Here is a 20,852-nt window from a genome sequence, read left to right on the forward strand (position 1 = left end):
GAAGTGGAAAATCCAACTTCTTTCCCTATAATTATACATAAATATCGAAAAAAATCAATGGCAGATGTATGATTTTATATGTTGTGAGTAATTGGCTTTTCCTTTACTGATTTAAGAGGAAATGGTACAATAACAATATATGTGTCGATATGAAGAAGTCGGGGAGACCTGACTTATCGGCACAGAAAGAGGTGTTTACAGAAGAAATGACAAAGAAACAGTTAACATTAGAAGTAATAGAGCGTTTGAAGAAGGAATATCCGGAGGCAGGATGCACGTTGGATTACGATGAGGCCTGGAAACTTCTGGTCAGTGTGCGTCTTGCGGCGCAGTGTACGGATGCCCGGGTAAATGTGGTCGTAGAAGGGCTGTATAAAAAGTACCCGACTGTGGAAGCACTTGCGGAAGCGGATGTGGATGATATTGAAGCCATTGTCCGGCCATGCGGTCTGGGACGGAGCAAGGCGAGGGATATCAGTGCATGCATGAAAATGCTGAGAGACGAGTATGACGGAAAGATTCCGAAGGACTTTGATAAGATTTTGAAGCTTCCGGGAGTCGGAAGAAAGAGTGCCAATCTGATCATGGGGGATGTGTTCGGTGAGCCTGCGATCGTGACGGATACGCATTGTATTCGTCTGGTGAACAGAATCGGTCTGGTTGACGGAATAAAGGAGCCGAAGAAAGTAGAAATGGCACTCTGGAAACTGGTTCCGCCGGAAGAAGGAAGTGATTTTTGTCACCGGCTTGTGTTCCATGGCAGAGATGTCTGTACAGCACGTACGAAACCGTATTGTGACAGATGTTGCCTGAATGATATTTGTAAAAAGGCTGGCGTATAGAATGAAGGCGGAAGTTAAAGAACTGACCGGCCTGCTTCGGATCGTACCGCAGAAGCATCGCATGATCACTGTTGTTGGGGCAGGCGGGAAAACTACATTGATCTATCTTCTTGCCAGAGAACTGACCGATGCGGGATACAAAGTGGCTGTTACGACGACCACGCATATGCAGGCGGAGGGGAGATACGGTTTTCGCCCGCTTGGAATTCCGTGTGAAGACGGAAAGATCAAAGGAATATCGGAAGAATTCCCGGGAGAATTGCTGAAAGAATATGACATTGTCCTGGTGGAGGGAGATGGCAGCAGACAGCTGCCGATGAAATTTCCGGCAGATCATGAGCCGGTTATTCCGGCAAAGACGGATATGGTGATCGGTGTGGCAGGGGCAGGAGCGATCGGCAGAACGTTCAGAGAGGCGTGCCACAGATACCATATTGCGTGCGCATATTTTCGTTGTGAACCGGATGAACAGATTAAAGTAGTACATATGGCCGAGGCGCTGACCAGCAGGGACGGACAAAAGAAGAATGTGGTTTGTGAATATCGTTATTTGGTCAATCAGACAGACAGATTGGAAGATTCGACAAGAAACGAACTGGCGGAGGCCATGCAAAGGCGTGAAGAATGCGGCGGTATGGTTGCGCTGCATCAGATAGAGGAGAAATACCTGAAGACGGAGGGGATTGGAACATGTTGAAAATCAAAGAGTATGTGAGGGCGGAAAGTCTGGAGCAGGCTTACCAGCTCAACCAGAAAAAGACGAACCGGATCATCGGGGGAATGCTCTGGATGAAGATGAGCGATGCAAGGATTCAGACAGCGATTGACTTATCGGCACTGGGGCTGGATCAGATTGAAGAAAACGAGGAAGAATATCGGATCGGATGTATGGTTACACTGCGTCAGCTTGAACTCCATGAAGGACTCAATGAATGGAGCCATGGAATTGTCAGAGAGAGCGTGAAACCGATCGTAGGTGTACAGTTCCGGAATCTGGCGACTGTAGGGGGAAGCATTTTCGGAAGATTTGGATTTTCCGATATACTGACTTGCTTTCTGGCTCTGGATACCTATGTTGAATTGTATAAAGGCGGAGTGATCCCGCTCGAAGAATTTGCGGAGATGGAGAAGGATAACGACATTCTGGTGCGGCTGATCGTGAAAAAGAAGCCGGGACTTCACGCCTATCTTTCACACAGAAACGTAAAGACGGATTTTCCGGTTCTGGCAGTTGCTGTTTCTGCGGATGATCGCGGGGCAAGAGCGGTCGTGGGAGCAAGACCGTCAAAAGCAATCTGCGTTCCGTTAAAAGAAGAATGGAAAAAGGCGATTGAAGAGGGAAGATGCACAGAATTGGAGGCGGAGCAGATGGCGAAAGAATTGGCAGAACAGATTCCTACAGGAAGTAATATGCGTGCCAGTGCCGAGTACCGGAGCCATTTGGCAGGTGTGCTGCTGAAACGGGCAATCCTGGCACTTCTGGAAGAAAGGGGACGGCAAAATGCAGATTAGTGTGATGCTGAATGGGAAAAAAGTGACAGAAGAAATCAAATCGGATCTGCTTTTGATCGATTTTGTGAGAAATCATGGATGTTATAGTGTGAAACGGGGATGTGAGACTTCCAATTGCGGTCTTTGCACCGTATTTCTGGATGAAAAGCCGGTGCTTTCCTGTTCCGTACTTGCAGCAAGAGCGGACGGACATGCAGTGCAGACTCTGGAAGGACTGCAGGAGGAAGCTGCTGAATTCGGAGCATTTATCGCAGATCAGGGGGCAGAGCAGTGTGGATTCTGCAATCCGGGAATGATCATGAATGCGATTGCGCTGTTCCGGGAAAATCCGGATCCGACGGATGATGAGATTCGGGAATATCTGGCAGGGAACCTGTGCCGCTGTTCCGGATATGAGGGGCAGCTCAGAGGAATCCGTGCATTTATAGAATACAAGAAACAGGGAGGTGCCGTATGCAGGTAGTTGGTCAGCCGATCAGAAAAAAAGATGCCATGGCGCTGGTTCAGGGGAAACCGGTATTTACCGATGATCTGGCACCGAAGGACTGTCTGGTTGTAAAGGTGCTCAGAAGTCCCCACGCGAACGCGATGGTAAAGAATATAAAAACAGATATTGCAAAGCGGGTTCCGGGAATCGAAGATATTTATACATGGGAAGATGTGCCGCAGCAGAGATTTACAATGGCTGGACAGACCTATCCGGAACCCAGCCCTTATGACCGCCTGATTCTTGACAGACATGTGCGGTATGTGGGCGACCCGGTGGCGATCGTTGCCGGAGCGAATGAGGAGTGTGTGGAACAGGCACTCAGAATGATTAAAGTGGAATATGAAGTACTGCCGGCGATTCTGGATTTCCGTAAGGCAAAGGACAATGAACTTCTGGTGCATCCGGAGGATACCTGGAAATCCTTGTGCCCGGTCGGTGCGGATAATAAGAGAAATCTCTGCGCATGTGAAAGCAGCGGTCACGGAGATGTGGATCAGGTGCTTGCAGACTGCGATGTCGTGGTGGAAGGAACCTGGCATACGCTGGCGAATCAGCAGGCGATGATGGAAACATTCCGGACAGTATGCTATATGGATACATACGGGCGGCTGAATGTACTCAGCTCCACTCAGATCGTATTCCATGCGCGCAGAATCCTCTCTAATGCACTGGGAATACCGAAATCAAAGATTCGTGTGATGAAGCCAAGAATCGGTGGCGGATTCGGAGCAAAACAGACGGTAGTAGCGGAGATTTTCCCGGCATTTGTGACATGGAAGACCGGGAAGGCATCCAAGATGATATTTACCCGGGAGGAATCACAGACGGCGTCCTCGCCGAGGCATGAGATGGAAGTTTCTGTGAAAATCGGGGCAGACAAAGACGGAAGAATTCGGGCGATTGATGTATATACGTTATCCAATACGGGGGCTTACGGAGAACATGGCCCTACGACCGTAGGACTGTCCGGCCATAAATCTATTCCATTATACGGTTCTCTTGAGGCACATCGTTTCGCCTATGATGTTGTATATACGAATACCATGTCAGCGGGAGCATACCGTGGATATGGAGCGACTCAGGGTATTTTTGCTGTAGAGAGTGCAGTCAATGAACTGGCGGGAAGACTGGGGATGGATCCGGTCGAGCTTCGCCTGAAAAATATGGTTCGTGAAGGTCAGACGATGCCGGCATATTACGGCGAGACGGCAAAGAGCTGTGCACTGGACCGGTGCCTTTTGAGAGCCAAAGAGATGATCGGATGGGATGAAAAATTCCCATGCCGTGATATGGGAAACGGCAAAGTGCGAAGTGTCGGTGTCAGTATGGCGATGCAGGGGTCCGGTATTTCCGGTGTTGATGTCGGCTCTGCAACGATTAAACTGAATGAGGACGGAATCTATACACTGATGATCGGTGCGGCAGACATGGGAACAGGTTGCGATACGATCCTGGCCCAGATGGCAGCAGAATGCCTGGATTGTCAGATGGAAAATATCATCGTATCGGGAGCAGATACCGATACTTCTCCGTATGATTCCGGATCCTATGCGTCCAGTACGACATATGTTACAGGAAAAGCGGTGGAGAAGGCATGTGAAAAGCTGCAGATAAAGATCTGTGAACGGGCAGCCGAGATGCTGTCCTGTACCGTGGATAAGATTGAATTTGACGGTCATCGTGCAAAGAATCTGGAAAATGGAGAAACCGTAACTCTGCAGGAGATCGGCATATCATCCATGTGCGGCAATGAATGTGCACTTCAGGTGACAGAGACGCACAGTTCACCGTTCTCACCGCCTCCATTTATGGCCGGTATGGTGGAAATCGAACTGGATAAAGAGACCGGGCATGTGGAAATTCTGGACTACGTGGCTGTTGTGGACTGCGGAACCGTGATCAATCCGAATCTTGCCCGCGTGCAGACAGAGGGCGGAATCGTGCAGGGAATCGGAATGGCATTGTATGAAAACATACAGTATTCCGATAAAGGGCAGATGTTGAACCAGTCCTTTATGCAGTATAAATTGCCAACCAGGCTCGATATGGGAAAACTCCGGGTGGAATTTGAGGAGAGCCATGAGCCGACGGGTCCGTTTGGCGCAAAATCCATCGGGGAAATTGTGATCAATACACCCGCTCCGGCACTTGCACATGCAATTGCGAATGCGACCGGCATCTGGTTCCGTGAACTGCCGATCACAAGTGAAAAGATCGCGATGGGAATTGCAAGAAAATGAGAGTGGCTTTGATTTATCTGGCGGCTGGCAACAGTCGCCGGTTTGGCAAAGGAAATAAGCTCCTGTGGCCGATCGAAGGAAAGCGGATGTATCTGCATTTGCTGGAGCGGTTGGAAAGGATTGAAAAAAGACATTTTGAGTGGGAATTACTGGTCGTTACCCAGTATCCGGAAATCATGGAAGAGGCTGAAAACCTCGGAGTAAAGACTGTGTTTTCGCCGGAGAGCTATAAGGGCGCATCGTGGACGGTGAAAAAAGCGCTGGAAGCGTCTGCCGGGATGGATGCATGTGTATTTTTTGTTGCGGATCAGCCGTATTTATCGGAAGAAACAGCAGAAGAATTTCTGGGGCACATGGAAAAATTCGGAGAGGAAGGACTGGGATGTGTCTGTTATGGAGAGAGGACAGGAAACCCGGTCTGGTTTGCACAAAAATATTTTTCAGAGTTGCTTGAACTTGAAGGCGACAGCGGCGGAAAAAAGGTGCTGAAGAAGCACTGGGATGAAGCCGTATTTTTTCAGATTTCCAATGAACAGGAGCTGGAAGATGTAGATATATGGAATGGTAAATTAGATCAAAATGGAGAAATAAACAGCTTGCAATTATAGTGAAAACTAAGTACAATGATTTTACAAGTGTACGATTGATACACCGGGAGCAAGCGGAGGTCAGGAAAGATGAAATTATTGAAGGACAGAATACGGAAAGACGGGAAAATTAAAGAGGGAAATGTCTTAAAAGTGGATAGCTTTCTGAATCACCAGATGGATGTACAGCTTTTCCATGAAATCGGCAAAGAATTCAAGCGTCGGTTCGAAGGAGAAGAGATTAATAAAATTCTGACGATCGAAGCATCAGGTATCGGAATTGCCTGTGTTGTGGCAGAAGTATTTCAGGTACCGGTCGTATTTGCAAAGAAGACACAGACGAAGAATATTGCAGGAGACGTCTATACAACGAAAGTTGAATCATTTACCCACGGACGGGTCTATGACATTATTGTGGCAAAGGAATTTCTCGGAGAAGGAGACAAAGTACTTGTCATTGATGATTTCCTTGCAAACGGCAAAGCGCTGGAAGGACTGACCCAATTGATCGAAGATTCCGGGGCAACTTTAGTCGGAGCCGGTATCGTGATTGAAAAGGGATTCCAGACAGGCGGAGATCTGATCCGTTCGAAGGGAATTCATCTGGAATCACTGGCCATTGTCGAGAGTATGGATGAAAAAACGGGAGAGATCGTATTTAGAGAATAAGGAGCGGCTGTAAGGTCGATGTTTGATAACTCGCTGAAAAAAGATGTATCGTTTGGAAAAATGATACATCTTTTTTTGCCGTCAGGCATACGGAAAAAAGATCCACGAATTTTTTAACTACATATGCAACCTGGGAGATGCAAATGACGCTATTAGAAATGAAAGGTCAGAATGATAAATCAGTCGAAAAAGACAGGGGGGAGAGCCATGCTGGATGGAGAGATTATCGATTTATATTTAAAACGGGAGCCGGATGCGATCAGACATACCAGTGAGAAATATGGATCCAGACTTCTGGCATTGTCCAATCGTCTTCTGCAGGATATGGAGACCGCGAAGGAATGTGAGAATGACACGTACCTTCAGGCGTGGGAACGGATACCGCCAAATGAGCCACGGGAGTATTTCTTTGCATTTCTTGCGAAGATCATCCGACATCTTTCACTGGATGTCTGCCGGAAAAAGAACCGTCAAAAACGGAATGCGGTTATCGTGGAGCTCTCCGGGGAACTGGAGCAGTGCATTCCGGACAGAAGCAGTAACGTGCAGACGGCGGTTGACGGAAATGAGTTTGGAAGAGTGGTCAGTGAATTTCTCCGAAGCCTTCCGGCACAGCAGCGGAACATGTTCGTGCGGCGTTACTGGTATGCAGATTCGGTGGCACAGATTGCGGAGGAATTTGCCTGCCCGGAAAACACGGTCAAATCCATATTGTTCCGTGTGAGAGGTAAAATGAAACGGTTTCTGGAAAAGGAGGGGTATGACGTATGAGCGGCGAAGAAATGCTGGATTTGCTGGAATATTTGGATGAGGATCTCATTATGGAAAGTGCGGGATTCGGTGGAGCGGACAGAAAGACCCGAAGGAACATGAATCCGAAGAAGCTGGTGGTCGTTCTTCTGGCGGCTGCGCTGGTTCTGGCACTAGGTGTCATGGCTGTGTCTGCGGCGGTGCGGCACGACTGGGACCGGGCAATCCTGGATTTTATGGGTATTCGTGATGCGGATACCACGCAGCTTGAGGATGGAACCGTTCTGATCGGGGAATCGGACACCTGTAGCGGAAGGGATCTGCTCACCGGGGAACAAAAAGAGATTACATTTATCGCATCATCTTCGATTGGAGATAAGAACGCGGCTTATATCCGGATCGATACGGACTACGAAGTCCCGGAAGATTTTGACCCGGAAACAGATTATTTTATGACGGAGGATTTTGATCTGGAAGTCACAACAAATTATTTGCAAGGAGCTTTAGACCGCAGCTCGGTTCTGGAGTCTCAGGTGGAGAATGGGAAACTGTTTTTCCTGCTGGAAATCTCAGGTACAAAGAACATTGACAGAAGTAAGGTGGTGCTCGCTTTCGAGAATCTCTATTATTATCATGATCTGGGTATGGGAGACAAAGACGATGCACCCCCAAAAGAGTTGGTGTTCCGTGGCAGTTGGAACCTGGAGTGGAAATTTGATTATCGGACAGTGACAAAAAAGGCAAAAATGCACGAGAAGGTGCAGGTGGGTGAGGCGGCAGGTTATCTTACAACCGTTGAAATAACGCCGCTCGGAATTCGAATCGAGGGAAGGATCGCGTTCGATAGCTGGGATGTTCCGACCGGTAAGCTGGAAGCAATGAAAATCGAAAAAATTACATTGAAAGACGGAAGAGCGATCGAAATTACAGAAACAGATTCGTGGGGAACGTCAAGAGGCACTTACGGATATAAGTTCAGGGGATATTACGGAGTCGGCGTTCTGGGAGAACCGCTGAATCCGGATGAAGTGGAAAGTATTACGACGGATGGCAAAGAAATCAAAATATAATCATAAATTCTGCACCCGATGCACAGATTTGTGTGTATACCTGATGAAAAACGGAGTTCGCCTGACTAATATTAGGCTATAGAATTAGAAAAAGCGGAGGGGAGGTGACAAGATGGAGGAACAATTACTTTTGGACAGAATGCGGCAAAGAGATGAAACGGCACTGGAGGAGCTGATGAAAGAATATGAGGCATTTCTGATTCGTGTGGTCTCTCAGATTCTGGTTCCGTATATGACGATGGAAGACGTGCAGGAAGTCGTCAGCGATACATTTTACAGTGTATGGCGACGGGCAGACGCACTCGATCTGACGAAAGGAACGCTTCGTGCCTATCTTGCTGCCTCGGCCCGGAACGGGGCGAAGAATAAATTTCGCGGATTCCGGGGAGAACTGCCGCTGCAGGAATATGACATGGTGGAGACGGAAAGTCTGTTTGACAGGATGGAGCAAGAAGAGAAGAGTAGGATCATAGGGGAAATTCTGAGCGAAATGAAGGAGAAAGAACGGGAAATTTTGATCCGATATTATTATTTTTATGAGAATACCACCACGATTGCCGTTAAAATGAATCTTCGTGTCAACACGGTCAAATCTCTTCTCAGGCGAGGCCGGAAAAAGATGGAAAAGCGTCTCAGGGAAAGGGGGATCTGCAGATGAGACAAAGTATCAGTGATTTAATGGGAAATGTTCCTGTGGAATATGTGGATGAACTGCTGGGGAAGGAGGAAAACGTCAGGAAGGTTGCTGAAAAAGGGATGAAAAGCGAAAATTGCAGGAGCAGATGGCTCCTTATAATTCCGAGATGGGCTGTGGCGGCAGTCATTCTTCTGGTCTGCGTGAGTATCGGCGGGATGGGATATGCTGCGCTAGGTTCCTTTCAGGCAATCAGGCAGTATGGAAATCCGAATTCCGGGACAACAACAGAAGAACAATTGACCTCAGAATGGTTTATGGCAGAGAATGAAGATTATCTGGTAAGAGCAGAAGCCGTGTTGGTGGATCAGGAAAAGACGCTTCTGGTCTCGGTTCAGGCGAAAGGAGTAGAAGCCTGGAAGAAAATGACAGAAAATTCTATCTGCCCGCAGTTTATCGGGGAATCCTTGAAGGGAGGATATTTTCAGCCTGTGGACAATCTGTCTGCAGAAGGTGAGCTTGTCACAGAGAATGGAGAGGAAAACGACAATAACCGGTGGAAAAAATATTTCTCATGGACACTGGAATCGGATGTAAATACCGGAAGAATTCTTTTTGATCAGAGCGGAACTGCATATTTTCAAGATGTGGAGCAGACCAATCAGGCAGAACTTACTATGACGATCCCACTCACTACAGAACTGAAAAAAGGAATCATTATTTATCCCGGAAAAATCAGAGTTTCTGCTGAGGAGGACTCGGGAGAGAGAAGGCTGGTACAGATCGAAATCGGCGAAGACGGAATTTGGTTTCAGGAGATCGGGGATGAAGGAGTAATAACGAAAGAGCGCTTCCCAGAGATCATTGCAGTCATGAAAGATGGAAAAACGATTTGTCTTTATCTGGATAACAGGGAGCAGATCAGTATGAAAGTTGACGAGATGATGCGAAGCGACTGGCTGGAATCGGGAAAAACGGGAAGCAGCAGTGAGGATGGAAGGATTGTAGAAACGGGGAGAAAAATTCAATTTGTAAATGCGTTGGAAATTGAGGAGGTAGAGGCAGTACTGGTAGACGGGCAGAGATATGATTTGCATTAGAATTTTGATTAGAGATTCATAAAGAGGCCATTCTTTTCTTATTTGCAGAACTATGTTATAATACTTTGCGAATGTATGGCAAATGAAGGAGAGAGGAAACTACATGAAAAAAATTCTGATGCTGGGAACCGGAGGAACACTGGCTTCGTCCCATGGGGAAAAAGGACTGACGCCGGAACTTCACGGTAATGAAATATTGAATAAGATTGCAGGGCTGACAGATGGCTTTGATGTGGAAAATGAAGAACTTTTTATGTTGGACAGTTCCAATATGCAGCCGGAGGAATGGAGCAGAATCGCGCAGTGCGTGTATGAACGCAGGAGAAAGTATGACGGGATCGTAATCATTCACGGCACGGATACACTGGCATATACAGCAAGTGCTCTGTCCTTTGCACTGCAGAATGTGGAGATTCCGGTTGTCTTAACGGGAAGCCAGGTCTCGATCGAGAATCCAATCGCAGATGCAACAGAGAACTGCAGGGCCGCACTTCATATGGCGGCAAGCGGTACACCGGGAGTCTATGTGGCATTTAACCGTAAGATCATTATGGGAACAAGAGCAAGTAAGGTTCGCACGCGGAGCTTTGACGCATTTGAAAGCATCGATTACCCGTACGCGGCGCGCATCAACAGCAGCGGACTGATGGTCAACCCGTCGATAGTGAAGCGTACCGGAGCACCCTGCATTCTCCAGAACAGATTCTGTACAGATGTCTTTTTGTTAAAGCTGTTTCCGGGCATTTCACCGGATATCTTTATCAAGTTGAAAGAAATGGGGATCCGCGGCGTGTATATTGAAGCCTTTGGTATCGGCGGACTGCCGTTCTGGAAGCGGAATATGACAGAAGCAGTCGGAAAAGCTGTGGAAGACGGAATGGTGGTCGCAGTCGGCAGTCAGTGCATGTACGAAGGCAGTGACTTTAAAGTGTATGAAGTAGGAAGACAGGTGCTCGACTGCGGTGCAATCGAGACCGGAAATATGACTTCGGAAGCTGCGGTGACGAAGCTGATGTGGGCACTTGGCCAGTTTGATGATCCGGAGCAGATCCGCTGGATCATGCAGACGAATCTGCTTGGGGAGATTGGGAGCATGGTGGACTGGAACGCGAATTAAAGTGACCGGGGACGAATACATAGACACGAGTTGTGTCTATGTACCCGTTCCCCGGTCATCCCCTTATCTTGCCATAAATGCCTCGATTTCTTCTACTGTTTTCGGAATCCCATCTGACATTACTTCGTAACCGTCTTTGGTCACAACCAGTGTATCTTCGATTCGGATCCCCAGATTCAGGTCGTCAAAGTATAATCCCGGTTCTAATGTAAATACCATATCTTCTTCCAAAAGTTCGTCATCATTTCCGACATCGTGGGTATAAAGCCCGATATAGTGACCGGAACCATGGAAATAGTATTTGGAGATTTCTTCCGGTTTTTCAATCATTCCAAGTTTTATTAGTTCTTCTGCCATAACGTTTTTGCTGATTTCCTGCAATTCACTCTTTTTCTGACCGGGTTTTGTGGCATCAAGAGCTGCGTTCAGACCCTTCAGAACAACGTTGTAGAGATCTTTCTGCTGCTGGGTGAATTTGCCATTTACCGGGAAAGTACGGCTTACATCAGAAGCGTAGTATCCCCATTCGGCACCCAGGTCGAACAATATCATATCCCCGTCTTTCATCTGACGGTCATTTTGTTCATAGTGCATACAGCAGGCATTTTTGCCGGAAGCAGCGATGGTGGTAAATGCATGGCGTGCATGGTTGGATTTCAGGATAAAATCAAAATATGCTTCTATCTCATATTCATACATACCGGGACGAAGATTTTTTAACATGTTATTTACGCCTTTTGTGGTGATATCACATGCTTTCCAGTGAAGCTGGATTTCTTCCTTTGTCTTAACCTGACGTATCAGAGAAAGTGCATGGAAGGTATTGTGCAGCGTAAGAGTCGGGTCATAGTCCAGGATCCTTTTCGCAAATGCCTGTGCCGGTGTTGTTTCATTGGGGCCACCCCAGTTCGCAATATCGACATATACATGTTGGATTCGGTCGGGGCTCCGGAACAGAGGAATGGAAGACTCGAAACGTTCCAGATATTCCACATTTTCAATACCGGTCGTCTCCTTCACACTTTCTTTTGTGTAGAAAACACCCATCCATCTTCTGGCAGTTTCATCCGGGTGGTCGATGAATAGTGTCTCATGGATCTGATTATGGATTTTCGTTATCATAAGAATCGCCTTCGGCTGATCAAAACCTGTCAGATAGTAGAAGTTTGCGTTCGGAGTGAAGGGATATTCAAGATCCCCCCGATCCATGATGAGGTCACCAGCGAATAAAAATCCCATAGAATTATCTTTTAGTAAATCGCCGTATTTTTGTCTTCTGGATGCATGAAATTCTTTGTTAATCATTGTTGTGTCCTCCTGATATTAGTTATTAACAAGCTGCAGATCATAAAGCTTCCGATAAAGTCCGTTTTTATGCAGAAGCTCCTGATGAGAGCCTTGTTCGCGGATTTCTCCATGATGCATAACGATGATCTTGTCTGCATGCTGGATGGTGGAGAGACGATGGGCCACCATGATGGTAGTGCGGCCTTCCATGAGGCGTTCCAACGCATTGGTGATCAGGCTTTCCGTCTCGGTATCTATGTTGGCAGTCGCCTCGTCCAGAACCAGGATGGTCGGATCATAAGCGAGTGTGCGTGCAAAGGAAAGAAGCTGCCGCTGCCCGGCCGAGAGCGTGCTTCCGCGCTCGGTAACCGGTTCGTCATAGCCGCCGGGGAGTTTCTGGATAAAGGAATCTGCACCGACGGTTTGAGCGGCTGTATGAATCTGTTCAAGAGAGATTTCTTCATTATTTAGAGAAATATTGTTTTTGATATCTCCTGTGAAAATAAACACATCCTGCTGCACCTGCCCGATGGCTCTGCGAAGTACATCCGTGTCGATATCGCGGATGTTCACGCCATCAATCAGAATTTCTCCTTTCTGAATATCGAAATAACGTCCAATCAGATTGAGAATGGAGCTTTTCCCGGCACCTGTGGCACCGACAAAGGCAATCTTCTGTCCGGGTTCGATGACGAAGCTGACATCTTTGAGCACATAGTCATCTTTCTCATATGCGAACCACACATGACGGAATTCGATACGGCCCTTGATTTGAACCGGAACAGGAGAGGCAGGGCTTGTAATCTCAGGCTTTACATCCAGTACTGAAAATATTTTCTCAGCGGAAGCAAGAGAGGACTGAAGAGTACCGAACTGCTCAGCCAGATCCTGAATTGGTTCAAAGAAGGAACTGATATAGCTGATAAAAATAAAAAGTGTACCCAGCGAGAGTGTACCCTGAAGCACCCAGTAGCTGCCTCCTCCGATCACGATGACCATGGCAAGGATGGAAGTCAGATAGATGGCGGGCCGGAAAATTGCGAAAATCATGACTTCACGCCAGTTTGCCTCAAATAATTCCTGGGATTTTCCCTTGAACTGCTTGTATTTAGCTTCTTCCCGCGCAAAAATCTGTATCAGACGCATGCCGGAAATGTGTTCCGAGAGGAATGTGTTCAGGTCGGTAATCTTCGTGCGGGTGATCTGGTAAGCTTTCCTTGAAAGAATCTGGAAAAGGAAAGTGAGAAATGTCACTACCGGAAGGAGGAGAAAAGACAGACCAGCCATCCGGACATCGATGGAAATCATCACCACTGCATATCCCACGATCTTTACAGTATTCTTAAATAGTTTTACCAGTATTGAGGAGAATAGTTCGTTAATGGCTTCGGTATCATTCGATACTCTTGTTACCAGTTTCCCGACAGGAGTCGAATTAAAAAAGGTCAGTGAAAGACTATGTATATGGGTAAATACTTCTTCACGCATCTGATAGACGATCTTCTGTCCCATTTTCTGAAGCATCCAGGTATCCATGTAGTTCAGTATAAAGCCGATCAACAGCATGAGTAAATACAGGAGAGCAGCACGCAGAATACCGACAAAGTCATAAGTACGTAGTTCCTTCAGCTCCTCCCGTCCAAGGTAAGGAGCGCCGTTCTGGACATAGTTTTCCAGATATTCATTATCTGCGTCTCGAAGACGGGTGCATTCAGACGGAGTGATGCTTTCTGCCATGTAGTAGGAATCATGATACAGGAAAATCTGGTAGCATTCGGTGCTTTCCGGCAGGAGAGAGAGCTCTTCGTCGGTTTTGCGTGTCAAATCCAGACCGTTCCAGGTAATTACTTCGCGGTCATCTTCATTTGCCAGCACATATGGGCGGTAATAGCCATTGATAAAATTGTCGATCGCATCACCGATGATGATCGGTCTGTAGAGCTCCACGACAATAATGAACAGAACAAGAACCGTGGCCGCGGTCATGACAAATTTGTGAGGCTTAAGATAAGATAAAAGTCGCTTCATTCTGTCGCTCACTCCTTTCTGGCAAATGGTCTGTCAAATGTATCATTTTGTATCGAAAAGGAATCGGAAATCTCTCCCTGCAGCGCTTCGAGCTGCTGCTGTTCGAACATCTCACGGTAGATTCCGTTCTGTTTCATGAGTTCTGCGTGATTGCCGATCTCACGTGCTTCACCGTTGTCAAGCACCAGGATCACATCTGCATGCTGGATCGTTGAAATGCGGTGCGCGATGAGGATCGTGGTCTTGCCGGCACGGTTAACCCGCAGATTCTGAAGAATATGTTCTTCCGTATCTGTATCAACGGCGGACAATGCATCATCGAGGATCAGAATCGGGGCATCTTTCAGAAGTGCACGGGCAATAGAACTTCGCTGCTTCTGACCACCGGAAAGTGTGACTCCCCGTTCGCCTACAATCGTATCGTATCCGTCCGGAAACGTGACAATACTTTCATGGATGCAGGCGGACATGGTTGCCTGAATGATGGCATCCATATCTTCACGCTGGGCGCCGAAGGCAATATTGGATTTCAGTGTGTCTGAAAATAGAAAATTGTCCTGTGGGACATAGGCAATATTTTCACGCAGGACATGCAGAGGGATGGTATTGATATCTCTGCCGTCAATCAAGATCATTCCCGGATCTGTATTATACAGCCGCAGAAGCAGATTGACCAATGTGGATTTCCCGTTTCCCGTCCGCCCGATGACAGCAAGTGTGGTGCCGGCAGGGATATGCAGACAGATGTCTTTTAAAGTCGGTTCCGTATGGCCGCGGTGGACAAATGTCAGATGAGAGAAGGTGATCTCGCCTTTAATATGATCGATCTCTTCCACATTTTCTGAGTCAGTAATTTCCGGCTGTTCATCAAAGATTTCCTGAACGCGCCGGATGGAAGCAGCGCCCTGGGAAAACATATTTACCGCGTCTCCGCAGGCAATCATCGGCCAGACCAGCATATTGATGTACTGGTTGAAAGCAACGAACCGGCCGAGAGTGATTTCTCCGATCAGCGCCAGGTAACCGCCGTAAAGCAAGGTCGCCAGACTTGAAAGTCCGATAACTACATCCAGAAGAGGCATAACAAATGAAATGAGTTTTGCCATATTCAGATTATAGTTCATGGCAGTTGTGTTAGCCCGGGCAAAGTCACGGATCTGTGAGCGCTCACGCACGAATGCTTTGATTACACGGACGCCGGAAAAACTTTCCTGAACAAAGTCTGTCAGATCAGAAAGGGCTTCCTGGCGCCGCAGGTAGCGGGCATGGATGAGCTTACCATAATAGAGATCACCGAGACAGATCAGGAACATGGGAATAATCGCAATCAGTGTCAGCTTGATATTGACATAACGCATCATCTGGAAAATGACCATGACCGTCATGACGGATGCATCAAATACACAGATAACGGCAGGGCCGATCGCCATACGGATGGCATTCAGGTCGCTGGTGAAACGCGTCATCAGGTCACCGGTCTTGTGTTCGTTGTAGTATTCCACACTCATTTTTTCCAGATGGGCGAACATATCATTTCTCAGTTCTTTCTCAATCGAGCGGGAGGCACCGAAGAGAAAATAACGCCATAGAAAGCGGCCGAGAGCAATGATTGAACCTGTCAGAAAAATGAATATCAGATAGGATTTGACTTTGCTCCAGTCCAATGAATGGGTAGTCAGACCATCGGTGATTTCGCCCGTCAGTCTTGGAATGAACAGACCTGCGAAATCAACAACAAACAAAGTCAGGATGCCGAAAAAGTATTTCAGCTTATGCTTTTTCACGTATTGAAGTATGAATGTAAAGGATCTCATAATACTCCTTTCGTTTTTCGGTAGTCGCGCGGGGATTGTCCGAGAATGCTTTTAAACTTATTGCTAAAGTAACTGGTGCTGTTGAACCCGGTTTCCATGCAGATCTCGGAAATAGGTTTATCCGTATCCAGCAGCATACCGGCTGCCTGGCGAATGCGGTATTCAATCAGATAATCGAAGGGGGACTGTTTCAGACAGCGCTGAAAACAGCGGCAGCATTCACTTACGCTGACAGAGGCCGCTGCGGCAATCTGTTCTGAGGTCAGATCTGAAGTATAGTGTTCGTGAATATAGGTCAGCATGGCATGGATACGCGTCTGATCCAGACCGGCTCCGCGGGGCGGATTCTTCATTTTTTCGTCTGCAAGATTCAGAAGCTGGAACCAGATCTCCGAAAGAGAATTCCGAAGAATAATTTCGTAGCCGAATGTCTGCTTTTTATTAAGAAATACGATCTGGCTGATTTTTTCGTAGATAAAACTGTGAAGCGGACAGTCAGAATCGATTATGATCGAAGAGACCTGCTTACTCCTCAAAAGAGGGTAAATATATTTTTCATCAAATAGCATGGAAATACTGCTGGAAATGATAAACGGGTCAAAAACGACAGAATGGTATATCACGTCGTCACATTCATGCGGGCGCATGGAATGCAGACAGTTCGAGTTGATGAAACACCCTTCCGTCTCATGGAGAACCGTCTCACCCTCTGTTGTGATGACTCGTGCGGAACCTTCTGTTACAAAATAAAGCTCTGCCTCTTTGTGCCAGTGCCAGGGGGCATAACCCAGTCGGTATTCACTGGTGTGCTGGCAATATATACCAATCGGCAGGCTGGAGTCTCCATGATGGCGGGTTTCCTGGCGTGTAGTCTGGTCAACGGGAAAATCACATTTGCTTGAAGTTTTCATAATTTCTCCTTAAATAGCTAAAATAGTGATGATTTTCGCTCAAATGGTGACTGAAATAAAATGATTCTGCGAATATAATACAATTATAAAATAACTGTACAAAAAAAGCAAATATAGAATGAGGCAGGAGGTAAGATTATGGAATTTTTCGGAGGCTTAGCTGTATTGATGGTATCGATTTTGCCGTGAAATTCTATTCATTATAATATGCCATAATCAGATCGACCATCCGGTCATAGCTGGCGACTCCGTCATCTTGACCATTTGCCTTCAGATAACTGTCATTGATCTGGTTGGATACTTCCGCAATCTGTCCGTCATATGTATTCCAGAACTGCGTGTTTGCCGCAAGATCAATCTGTGACTGATTGTTGAGCATGGAATGTATCCGTTCGTAGGCTTCGTAATCTGCATGATAGAGCTGGTTGGTTGCGTAAAGCCAACCCAACATATAGCCGCTGTATTGGAACTCAGGAGAGTCCGCGTTGACGCATGCCAGAAAAGCAATGAAATTCGCTTCTTCCTCCTGCATAAAACCCCGTAAATGAGAAAGCTCATGACAGGCGGTAAAGGGAAGATTGTACTCCGTCATGTCATCGTTATAATTTGCTTCTATTGTAAAAGGCGAATAGATGCCGGACAGGTTCTGGTAGGAAAGTATCTCGGAAACCGTCAATCGCTTTGGAAGAGGATAATATCCATCAAGTTCATCATAAAGCGTGCCGATATGCTCCATAGCCTTTTTGGCATTCCGGGGAACAATCTCCTTTCTCATAAGAGAAGTACCGTCTTCGGCACAGGAAATTTCAGGGGCAAGCTCGTTCAATTGCTCCGTAAGAAGCTCACATACGGAAGCAAGTTCTTCTGCGGTATAGGAAGAAGTGGTAATTCCTGTTGTCTCAGAGAAGGAACTGTGGCCGTAATTGATCCCGCAGCATATGGTGTATGTAAAGAACAGGATCGAGGCAAAAAGAAGTACATTTGCACCCCATGCGGCCGGACGCTTCTTGCGGATTGCATAAATGAGTGACAGTATAAACACAAGAATTGTCAGATAAAGCCCGAATTCTACCGCGGAAAATGGAAATATCCCCCAGAATCTCCCGATCGTTTCTACCAGAATGGAATAAATATGTTCGGTATACCAGTTGGCAAAAGCCGGAATATTCTGAGCGGCATACAGAAGGCACAAACTGCCTGCGGCCAATATGACGGCAGCGAAGATGCGCCTCGGGTTGGAAGAGACAGAATCAGTTTTCATCATTCGTCAAATCTCCGTCTCCGGCGATGGGGATGACATCGCCAAGATATTTAGGTAATGGTTTGAAAATAGATACGAAGAAATCCTTATCTCTTGCCACAATTTCACGGAAGTCCCGATAAGCCTGTCCGCTGTACCTGCGGGTATCGGCGGATATGCCCCATGCGTCAAGTCCCAGAGAACGTGCGATGTAAAGGGCACGATAAAGATGATATTTCTGGGTGACGATGATTACCTTTCTGGCCTGGAAAACATCCCGCGCGCGGTAAAGGCTATCATATGTTGAGAAACCGGCATGATCCATGAATACATCTTCGGAGGGAACGCCCTGGTCAAGGGCGATATCCTTCATCGTCTGCACTTCATTATACTTTTTTCTTCCGTGATCGCCGCTCATCAAAAGCTTCGGCGCGGCATTGTTCTGGTAAAGCTCGATTCCAGTGTTCAGACGATCCTGCAGCATAGGGGATGGCGAGCCGTCCGCACGGATTCCGGCGCCAAGGACCAGAATACAATCTGCGTCGGAAACGGAAGAAATATCCTCTGGTGAGATGATCCGGTCTTTTGTGCTGCTGCGCACATAGAAATCGATTCCGAATAACAGACATAGGCCCAGAATCACGATTAAAATAAGAAATCTGAACGCTGTTATTACCATTTTTTTCGGCTCCTGACGCAAAATCTCATCTCCTTTGTAGGGTAAATCTGAATAAGTTTATCTATTTTCATTATATATGGCGTGTGAAAATGTGTAAATGAGAAGTCGGAAGGTTCAGGAAAATTTAAGAAATTATGTAATTGTTCAACGCCCTTTTTTGACAAATCCGCTTGGCTCTGAACAGTTACAAAATTATCGAGACTGTGCGGTACTGACAAAAAAATCGGGAACCCGGAGATAAGAACAGGGCTTCCCGATTTTACAGGTTCGTTGTTAAGACTCCATGCCGAACGTAAAATCAAGCTTCTCTTCGGCGGCATCCAGAAGTTCCTCAAGATTTTCAATTTCCCTTTCTTTTTCCAGAAAATACGCTCTGGAAATGTTTGAAGACCGGTAATCATTTTCCAGAGAATCTTCAAAACGATCTAATTCTGTTTCGAGCTTTTCCACTTCGTTTTTTAAATCCAGATATTGCGTCCGATGCTCTTCGGCCGTTCCTGTCGGAGAAGAATTGTCGATTTTGGAAATCATGCCGGATGTCTGGGAAGTCAGATCACTGAGCGAGGCATCATGTTTTTCAGTGAGGGATTCATTTGTGGTGTCGGAAGATTCCGAGTTTCCTGCAGATGCCGTATTTTCGGTTGAATTGGAAGCACCGGAAGAGGTTCCGTCTGAAATAGTCTGGCTTTTGCATCCCGCAGCAAGGAATGTCAGAACAAGAGTTATTGTCAGAAAGAGTTGTGTTATTGCGCTTTTTTTCATAATACGTATGTCCTTTCCGTAATTTGTCAATATAGTTTATTGTAACGATGGTAGTATTTCCGATTGCTGAAAAAATATGAATCACAAAAAATCTGCCCGGAATAAAGTTTTCTGTGTGAAAACGGTTTATCTCTGGTATTTTTATGTTATTATATACATGAAAAAAACCAGGACATATGAAAACGAGAGGTGCTTATGAAAATAGTAATTCCCGAATACAAAACATTGGATATAGATACGTTGTTTCTGGACTTTAACGGAACGATTGCAGTGGACGGAATCATTCCGGCGGGAGTAAAGCAGAGACTGACTGCATTGGCAGAACTGTTCCGCATCTATATATTGACGGCGGATACCAATGGAAATGCGAAGGATCAGTGCGAAGGTCTGCCCGTGATTTTACAGACGTTTCCTACAGGCAATGCCAGAGAATATAAAAAAGAACTGATCAAGGCGACCGGCAGCAAACATTGCGCGGCGATGGGAAATGGGCGAAATGATGAACTGATGCTGAAAGAAGCGGCGCTTTCCATTGCAATCATGGATAAAGAAGGAATGTATGGAAGACTGTTTAAAGAGGCAGATATCTGTGTCCGCTCCATGCAGGACGGGCTGGATCTGTTCCTGTATCCGAACCGGATCATTGCAGGGCTGCGCGGATAGAATGCCGGGACATACTATAGTAGTCAATTGATCACCGGATGCGGGTGATAAATGAGAATAGATATTTTATTTTGAAAGGAAGAAAGAGATGAGCATATTATTTGTAGAATATCCAAAATGTACGACATGCCAGAAGGCAAAAAAATGGCTGGAATCTGAGAACGTAACATTTGAAGACCGACATATCGTAGAGAACAATCCGTCTGTGGAGGAATTAAAAAAATGGCACAAAATGAGCGGACTTCCGCTTAAGAGATTCTTCAATACCAGTGGAATGAAATATAAAGAACTGGGACTTAAGGATAGGATTCCGCAGATGACAGAAGAAGAACAGTATGAGCTGCTTGCAACAGACGGCATGCTGGTGAAAAGACCGATTCTCGTAGGAGACACATTTGCATTTCCGGGATTTCGGGAAAAAGAATGGAAAGATCTGATCGGATAAATGTGCGGTGAG

General features: G+C 46.5%; 21 protein-coding genes. 14 read left to right on the top strand and 7 right to left on the bottom strand.

Annotated features, from left to right (window positions below; all coding sequences use genetic code 11):
• Window positions 1-206 precede the first annotated feature (206 nt).
• The 12 genes from ACTNA4_RS12325 to ACTNA4_RS12380 all read left to right on the top strand — a co-directional run bounded on the left by ACTNA4_RS12325 (window position 207) and on the right by ACTNA4_RS12380 (window position 11,011).
• Window positions 207-842 (top strand): endonuclease III domain-containing protein, encoded by a 636-nt coding sequence (locus tag ACTNA4_RS12325; protein ID WP_427808363.1) that lies wholly within the window; start codon window positions 207-209, stop codon window positions 840-842.
• Window positions 814-1,539 carry a selenium cofactor biosynthesis protein YqeC gene (yqeC, locus tag ACTNA4_RS12330; protein ID WP_441030356.1) on the top strand — a complete coding sequence of 242 codons (726 nt, stop codon included), beginning with the start codon at window positions 814-816 and terminating at the stop codon, window positions 1,537-1,539. Before ACTNA4_RS12325 ends, yqeC begins: the two co-directional genes overlap by 29 nt.
• Window positions 1,533-2,354: an FAD binding domain-containing protein gene (locus ACTNA4_RS12335; protein WP_441030358.1), complete on the top strand. Its 822-nt coding sequence runs from the start codon at window positions 1,533-1,535 to the stop codon at window positions 2,352-2,354. The genes yqeC and ACTNA4_RS12335 overlap by 7 nt, the downstream gene beginning before the upstream one ends.
• Window positions 2,344-2,817, top strand: a complete 474-nt coding sequence (locus ACTNA4_RS12340) for a (2Fe-2S)-binding protein (RefSeq protein ID WP_441030360.1) — start codon at window positions 2,344-2,346, stop codon at window positions 2,815-2,817. The genes ACTNA4_RS12335 and ACTNA4_RS12340 overlap by 11 nt, the downstream gene beginning before the upstream one ends.
• Window positions 2,808-5,084, top strand: coding sequence for a xanthine dehydrogenase family protein molybdopterin-binding subunit (locus ACTNA4_RS12345; RefSeq protein WP_441030362.1), 2,277 nt, complete (start codon window positions 2,808-2,810; stop codon window positions 5,082-5,084). Before ACTNA4_RS12340 ends, ACTNA4_RS12345 begins: the two co-directional genes overlap by 10 nt.
• Entirely contained in the window at window positions 5,081-5,692 is a 612-nt protein-coding gene (locus ACTNA4_RS12350) for a nucleotidyltransferase family protein (protein ID WP_427820183.1), read from the top strand. Before ACTNA4_RS12345 ends, ACTNA4_RS12350 begins: the two co-directional genes overlap by 4 nt.
• 69 nt (window positions 5,693-5,761) lie before the next feature.
• Window positions 5,762-6,340, top strand: a complete 579-nt coding sequence (locus ACTNA4_RS12355; RefSeq protein ID WP_427820182.1) for a xanthine phosphoribosyltransferase — start codon at window positions 5,762-5,764, stop codon at window positions 6,338-6,340.
• A gap of 207 nt (window positions 6,341-6,547) precedes the next feature.
• Window positions 6,548-7,111 carry an RNA polymerase sigma factor gene (locus ACTNA4_RS12360; RefSeq protein ID WP_441030365.1) on the top strand — a complete coding sequence of 188 codons (564 nt, stop codon included), beginning with the start codon at window positions 6,548-6,550 and terminating at the stop codon, window positions 7,109-7,111.
• The gene (locus ACTNA4_RS12365; RefSeq protein WP_441030367.1) at window positions 7,108-8,160 is read left to right on the top strand and encodes a hypothetical protein; all 1,053 of its coding nucleotides are present in this window, start codon (window positions 7,108-7,110) and stop codon (window positions 8,158-8,160) included. The genes ACTNA4_RS12360 and ACTNA4_RS12365 overlap by 4 nt, the downstream gene beginning before the upstream one ends.
• Window positions 8,161-8,272: 112 nt before the next feature.
• Window positions 8,273-8,818, top strand: a complete 546-nt coding sequence (locus tag ACTNA4_RS12370) for an RNA polymerase sigma factor (RefSeq protein ID WP_441030369.1) — start codon at window positions 8,273-8,275, stop codon at window positions 8,816-8,818.
• Window positions 8,815-9,894, top strand: a complete 1,080-nt coding sequence (locus ACTNA4_RS12375; protein WP_441030371.1) for a hypothetical protein — start codon at window positions 8,815-8,817, stop codon at window positions 9,892-9,894. The genes ACTNA4_RS12370 and ACTNA4_RS12375 overlap by 4 nt, the downstream gene beginning before the upstream one ends.
• Before the next feature lie 103 nt (window positions 9,895-9,997).
• The gene (locus ACTNA4_RS12380) at window positions 9,998-11,011 is read left to right on the top strand and encodes an asparaginase (protein ID WP_427808338.1); all 1,014 of its coding nucleotides are present in this window, start codon (window positions 9,998-10,000) and stop codon (window positions 11,009-11,011) included.
• Window positions 11,012-11,074: 63 nt separating this feature from the next.
• Here the strand turns inward: ACTNA4_RS12380 and ACTNA4_RS12385 are convergent, their stop codons facing one another.
• The 7 genes from ACTNA4_RS12385 to ACTNA4_RS12415 form a co-directional block, all read right to left on the bottom strand.
• Window positions 11,075-12,316, bottom strand: a complete 1,242-nt coding sequence (locus ACTNA4_RS12385; protein ID WP_441030373.1) for an aminopeptidase P family protein — start codon at window positions 12,314-12,316, stop codon at window positions 11,075-11,077.
• An 18-nt stretch (window positions 12,317-12,334) separates the two neighbouring features.
• Window positions 12,335-14,326, bottom strand: a complete 1,992-nt coding sequence (locus tag ACTNA4_RS12390) for an ABC transporter ATP-binding protein (RefSeq protein ID WP_441030375.1) — start codon at window positions 14,324-14,326, stop codon at window positions 12,335-12,337.
• A gap of 8 nt (window positions 14,327-14,334) precedes the next feature.
• Window positions 14,335-16,140: an ABC transporter ATP-binding protein gene (locus tag ACTNA4_RS12395; protein ID WP_427808344.1), complete on the bottom strand. Its 1,806-nt coding sequence runs from the start codon at window positions 16,138-16,140 to the stop codon at window positions 14,335-14,337.
• On the bottom strand, window positions 16,137-17,051 hold the full coding sequence (locus tag ACTNA4_RS12400) for an AraC family transcriptional regulator (protein WP_441018036.1): 915 nt from the start codon (window positions 17,049-17,051) through the stop codon (window positions 16,137-16,139). The genes ACTNA4_RS12395 and ACTNA4_RS12400 overlap by 4 nt, the downstream gene beginning before the upstream one ends.
• A gap of 193 nt (window positions 17,052-17,244) precedes the next feature.
• Complete coding sequence (locus ACTNA4_RS12405) at window positions 17,245-18,315, bottom strand: DUF3810 domain-containing protein (protein ID WP_441030377.1); 1,071 nt, start codon at window positions 18,313-18,315, stop codon at window positions 17,245-17,247.
• On the bottom strand, window positions 18,302-18,970 hold the full coding sequence (locus ACTNA4_RS12410) for a SanA/YdcF family protein (RefSeq protein WP_441030379.1): 669 nt from the start codon (window positions 18,968-18,970) through the stop codon (window positions 18,302-18,304). Before ACTNA4_RS12410 ends, ACTNA4_RS12405 begins: the two co-directional genes overlap by 14 nt.
• A 273-nt stretch (window positions 18,971-19,243) precedes the next feature.
• Window positions 19,244-19,732 carry a hypothetical protein gene (locus tag ACTNA4_RS12415; RefSeq protein WP_427808352.1) on the bottom strand — a complete coding sequence of 163 codons (489 nt, stop codon included), beginning with the start codon at window positions 19,730-19,732 and terminating at the stop codon, window positions 19,244-19,246.
• A 195-nt stretch (window positions 19,733-19,927) separates the two neighbouring features.
• Between ACTNA4_RS12415 and ACTNA4_RS12420 the strand changes: the two genes are divergently transcribed.
• Complete coding sequence (locus tag ACTNA4_RS12420; protein ID WP_427808354.1) at window positions 19,928-20,395, top strand: HAD family hydrolase; 468 nt, start codon at window positions 19,928-19,930, stop codon at window positions 20,393-20,395.
• Between the two features lie 88 nt (window positions 20,396-20,483).
• Complete coding sequence (locus ACTNA4_RS12425) at window positions 20,484-20,840, top strand: arsenate reductase family protein (RefSeq protein WP_427808356.1); 357 nt, start codon at window positions 20,484-20,486, stop codon at window positions 20,838-20,840.
• Window positions 20,841-20,852 lie beyond the last annotated feature (12 nt).

Source organism: Bariatricus sp. HCP28S3_A7, from assembly GCF_052066375.1.
Lineage (GTDB): Bacteria > Bacillota > Clostridia > Lachnospirales > Lachnospiraceae > Allocoprococcus.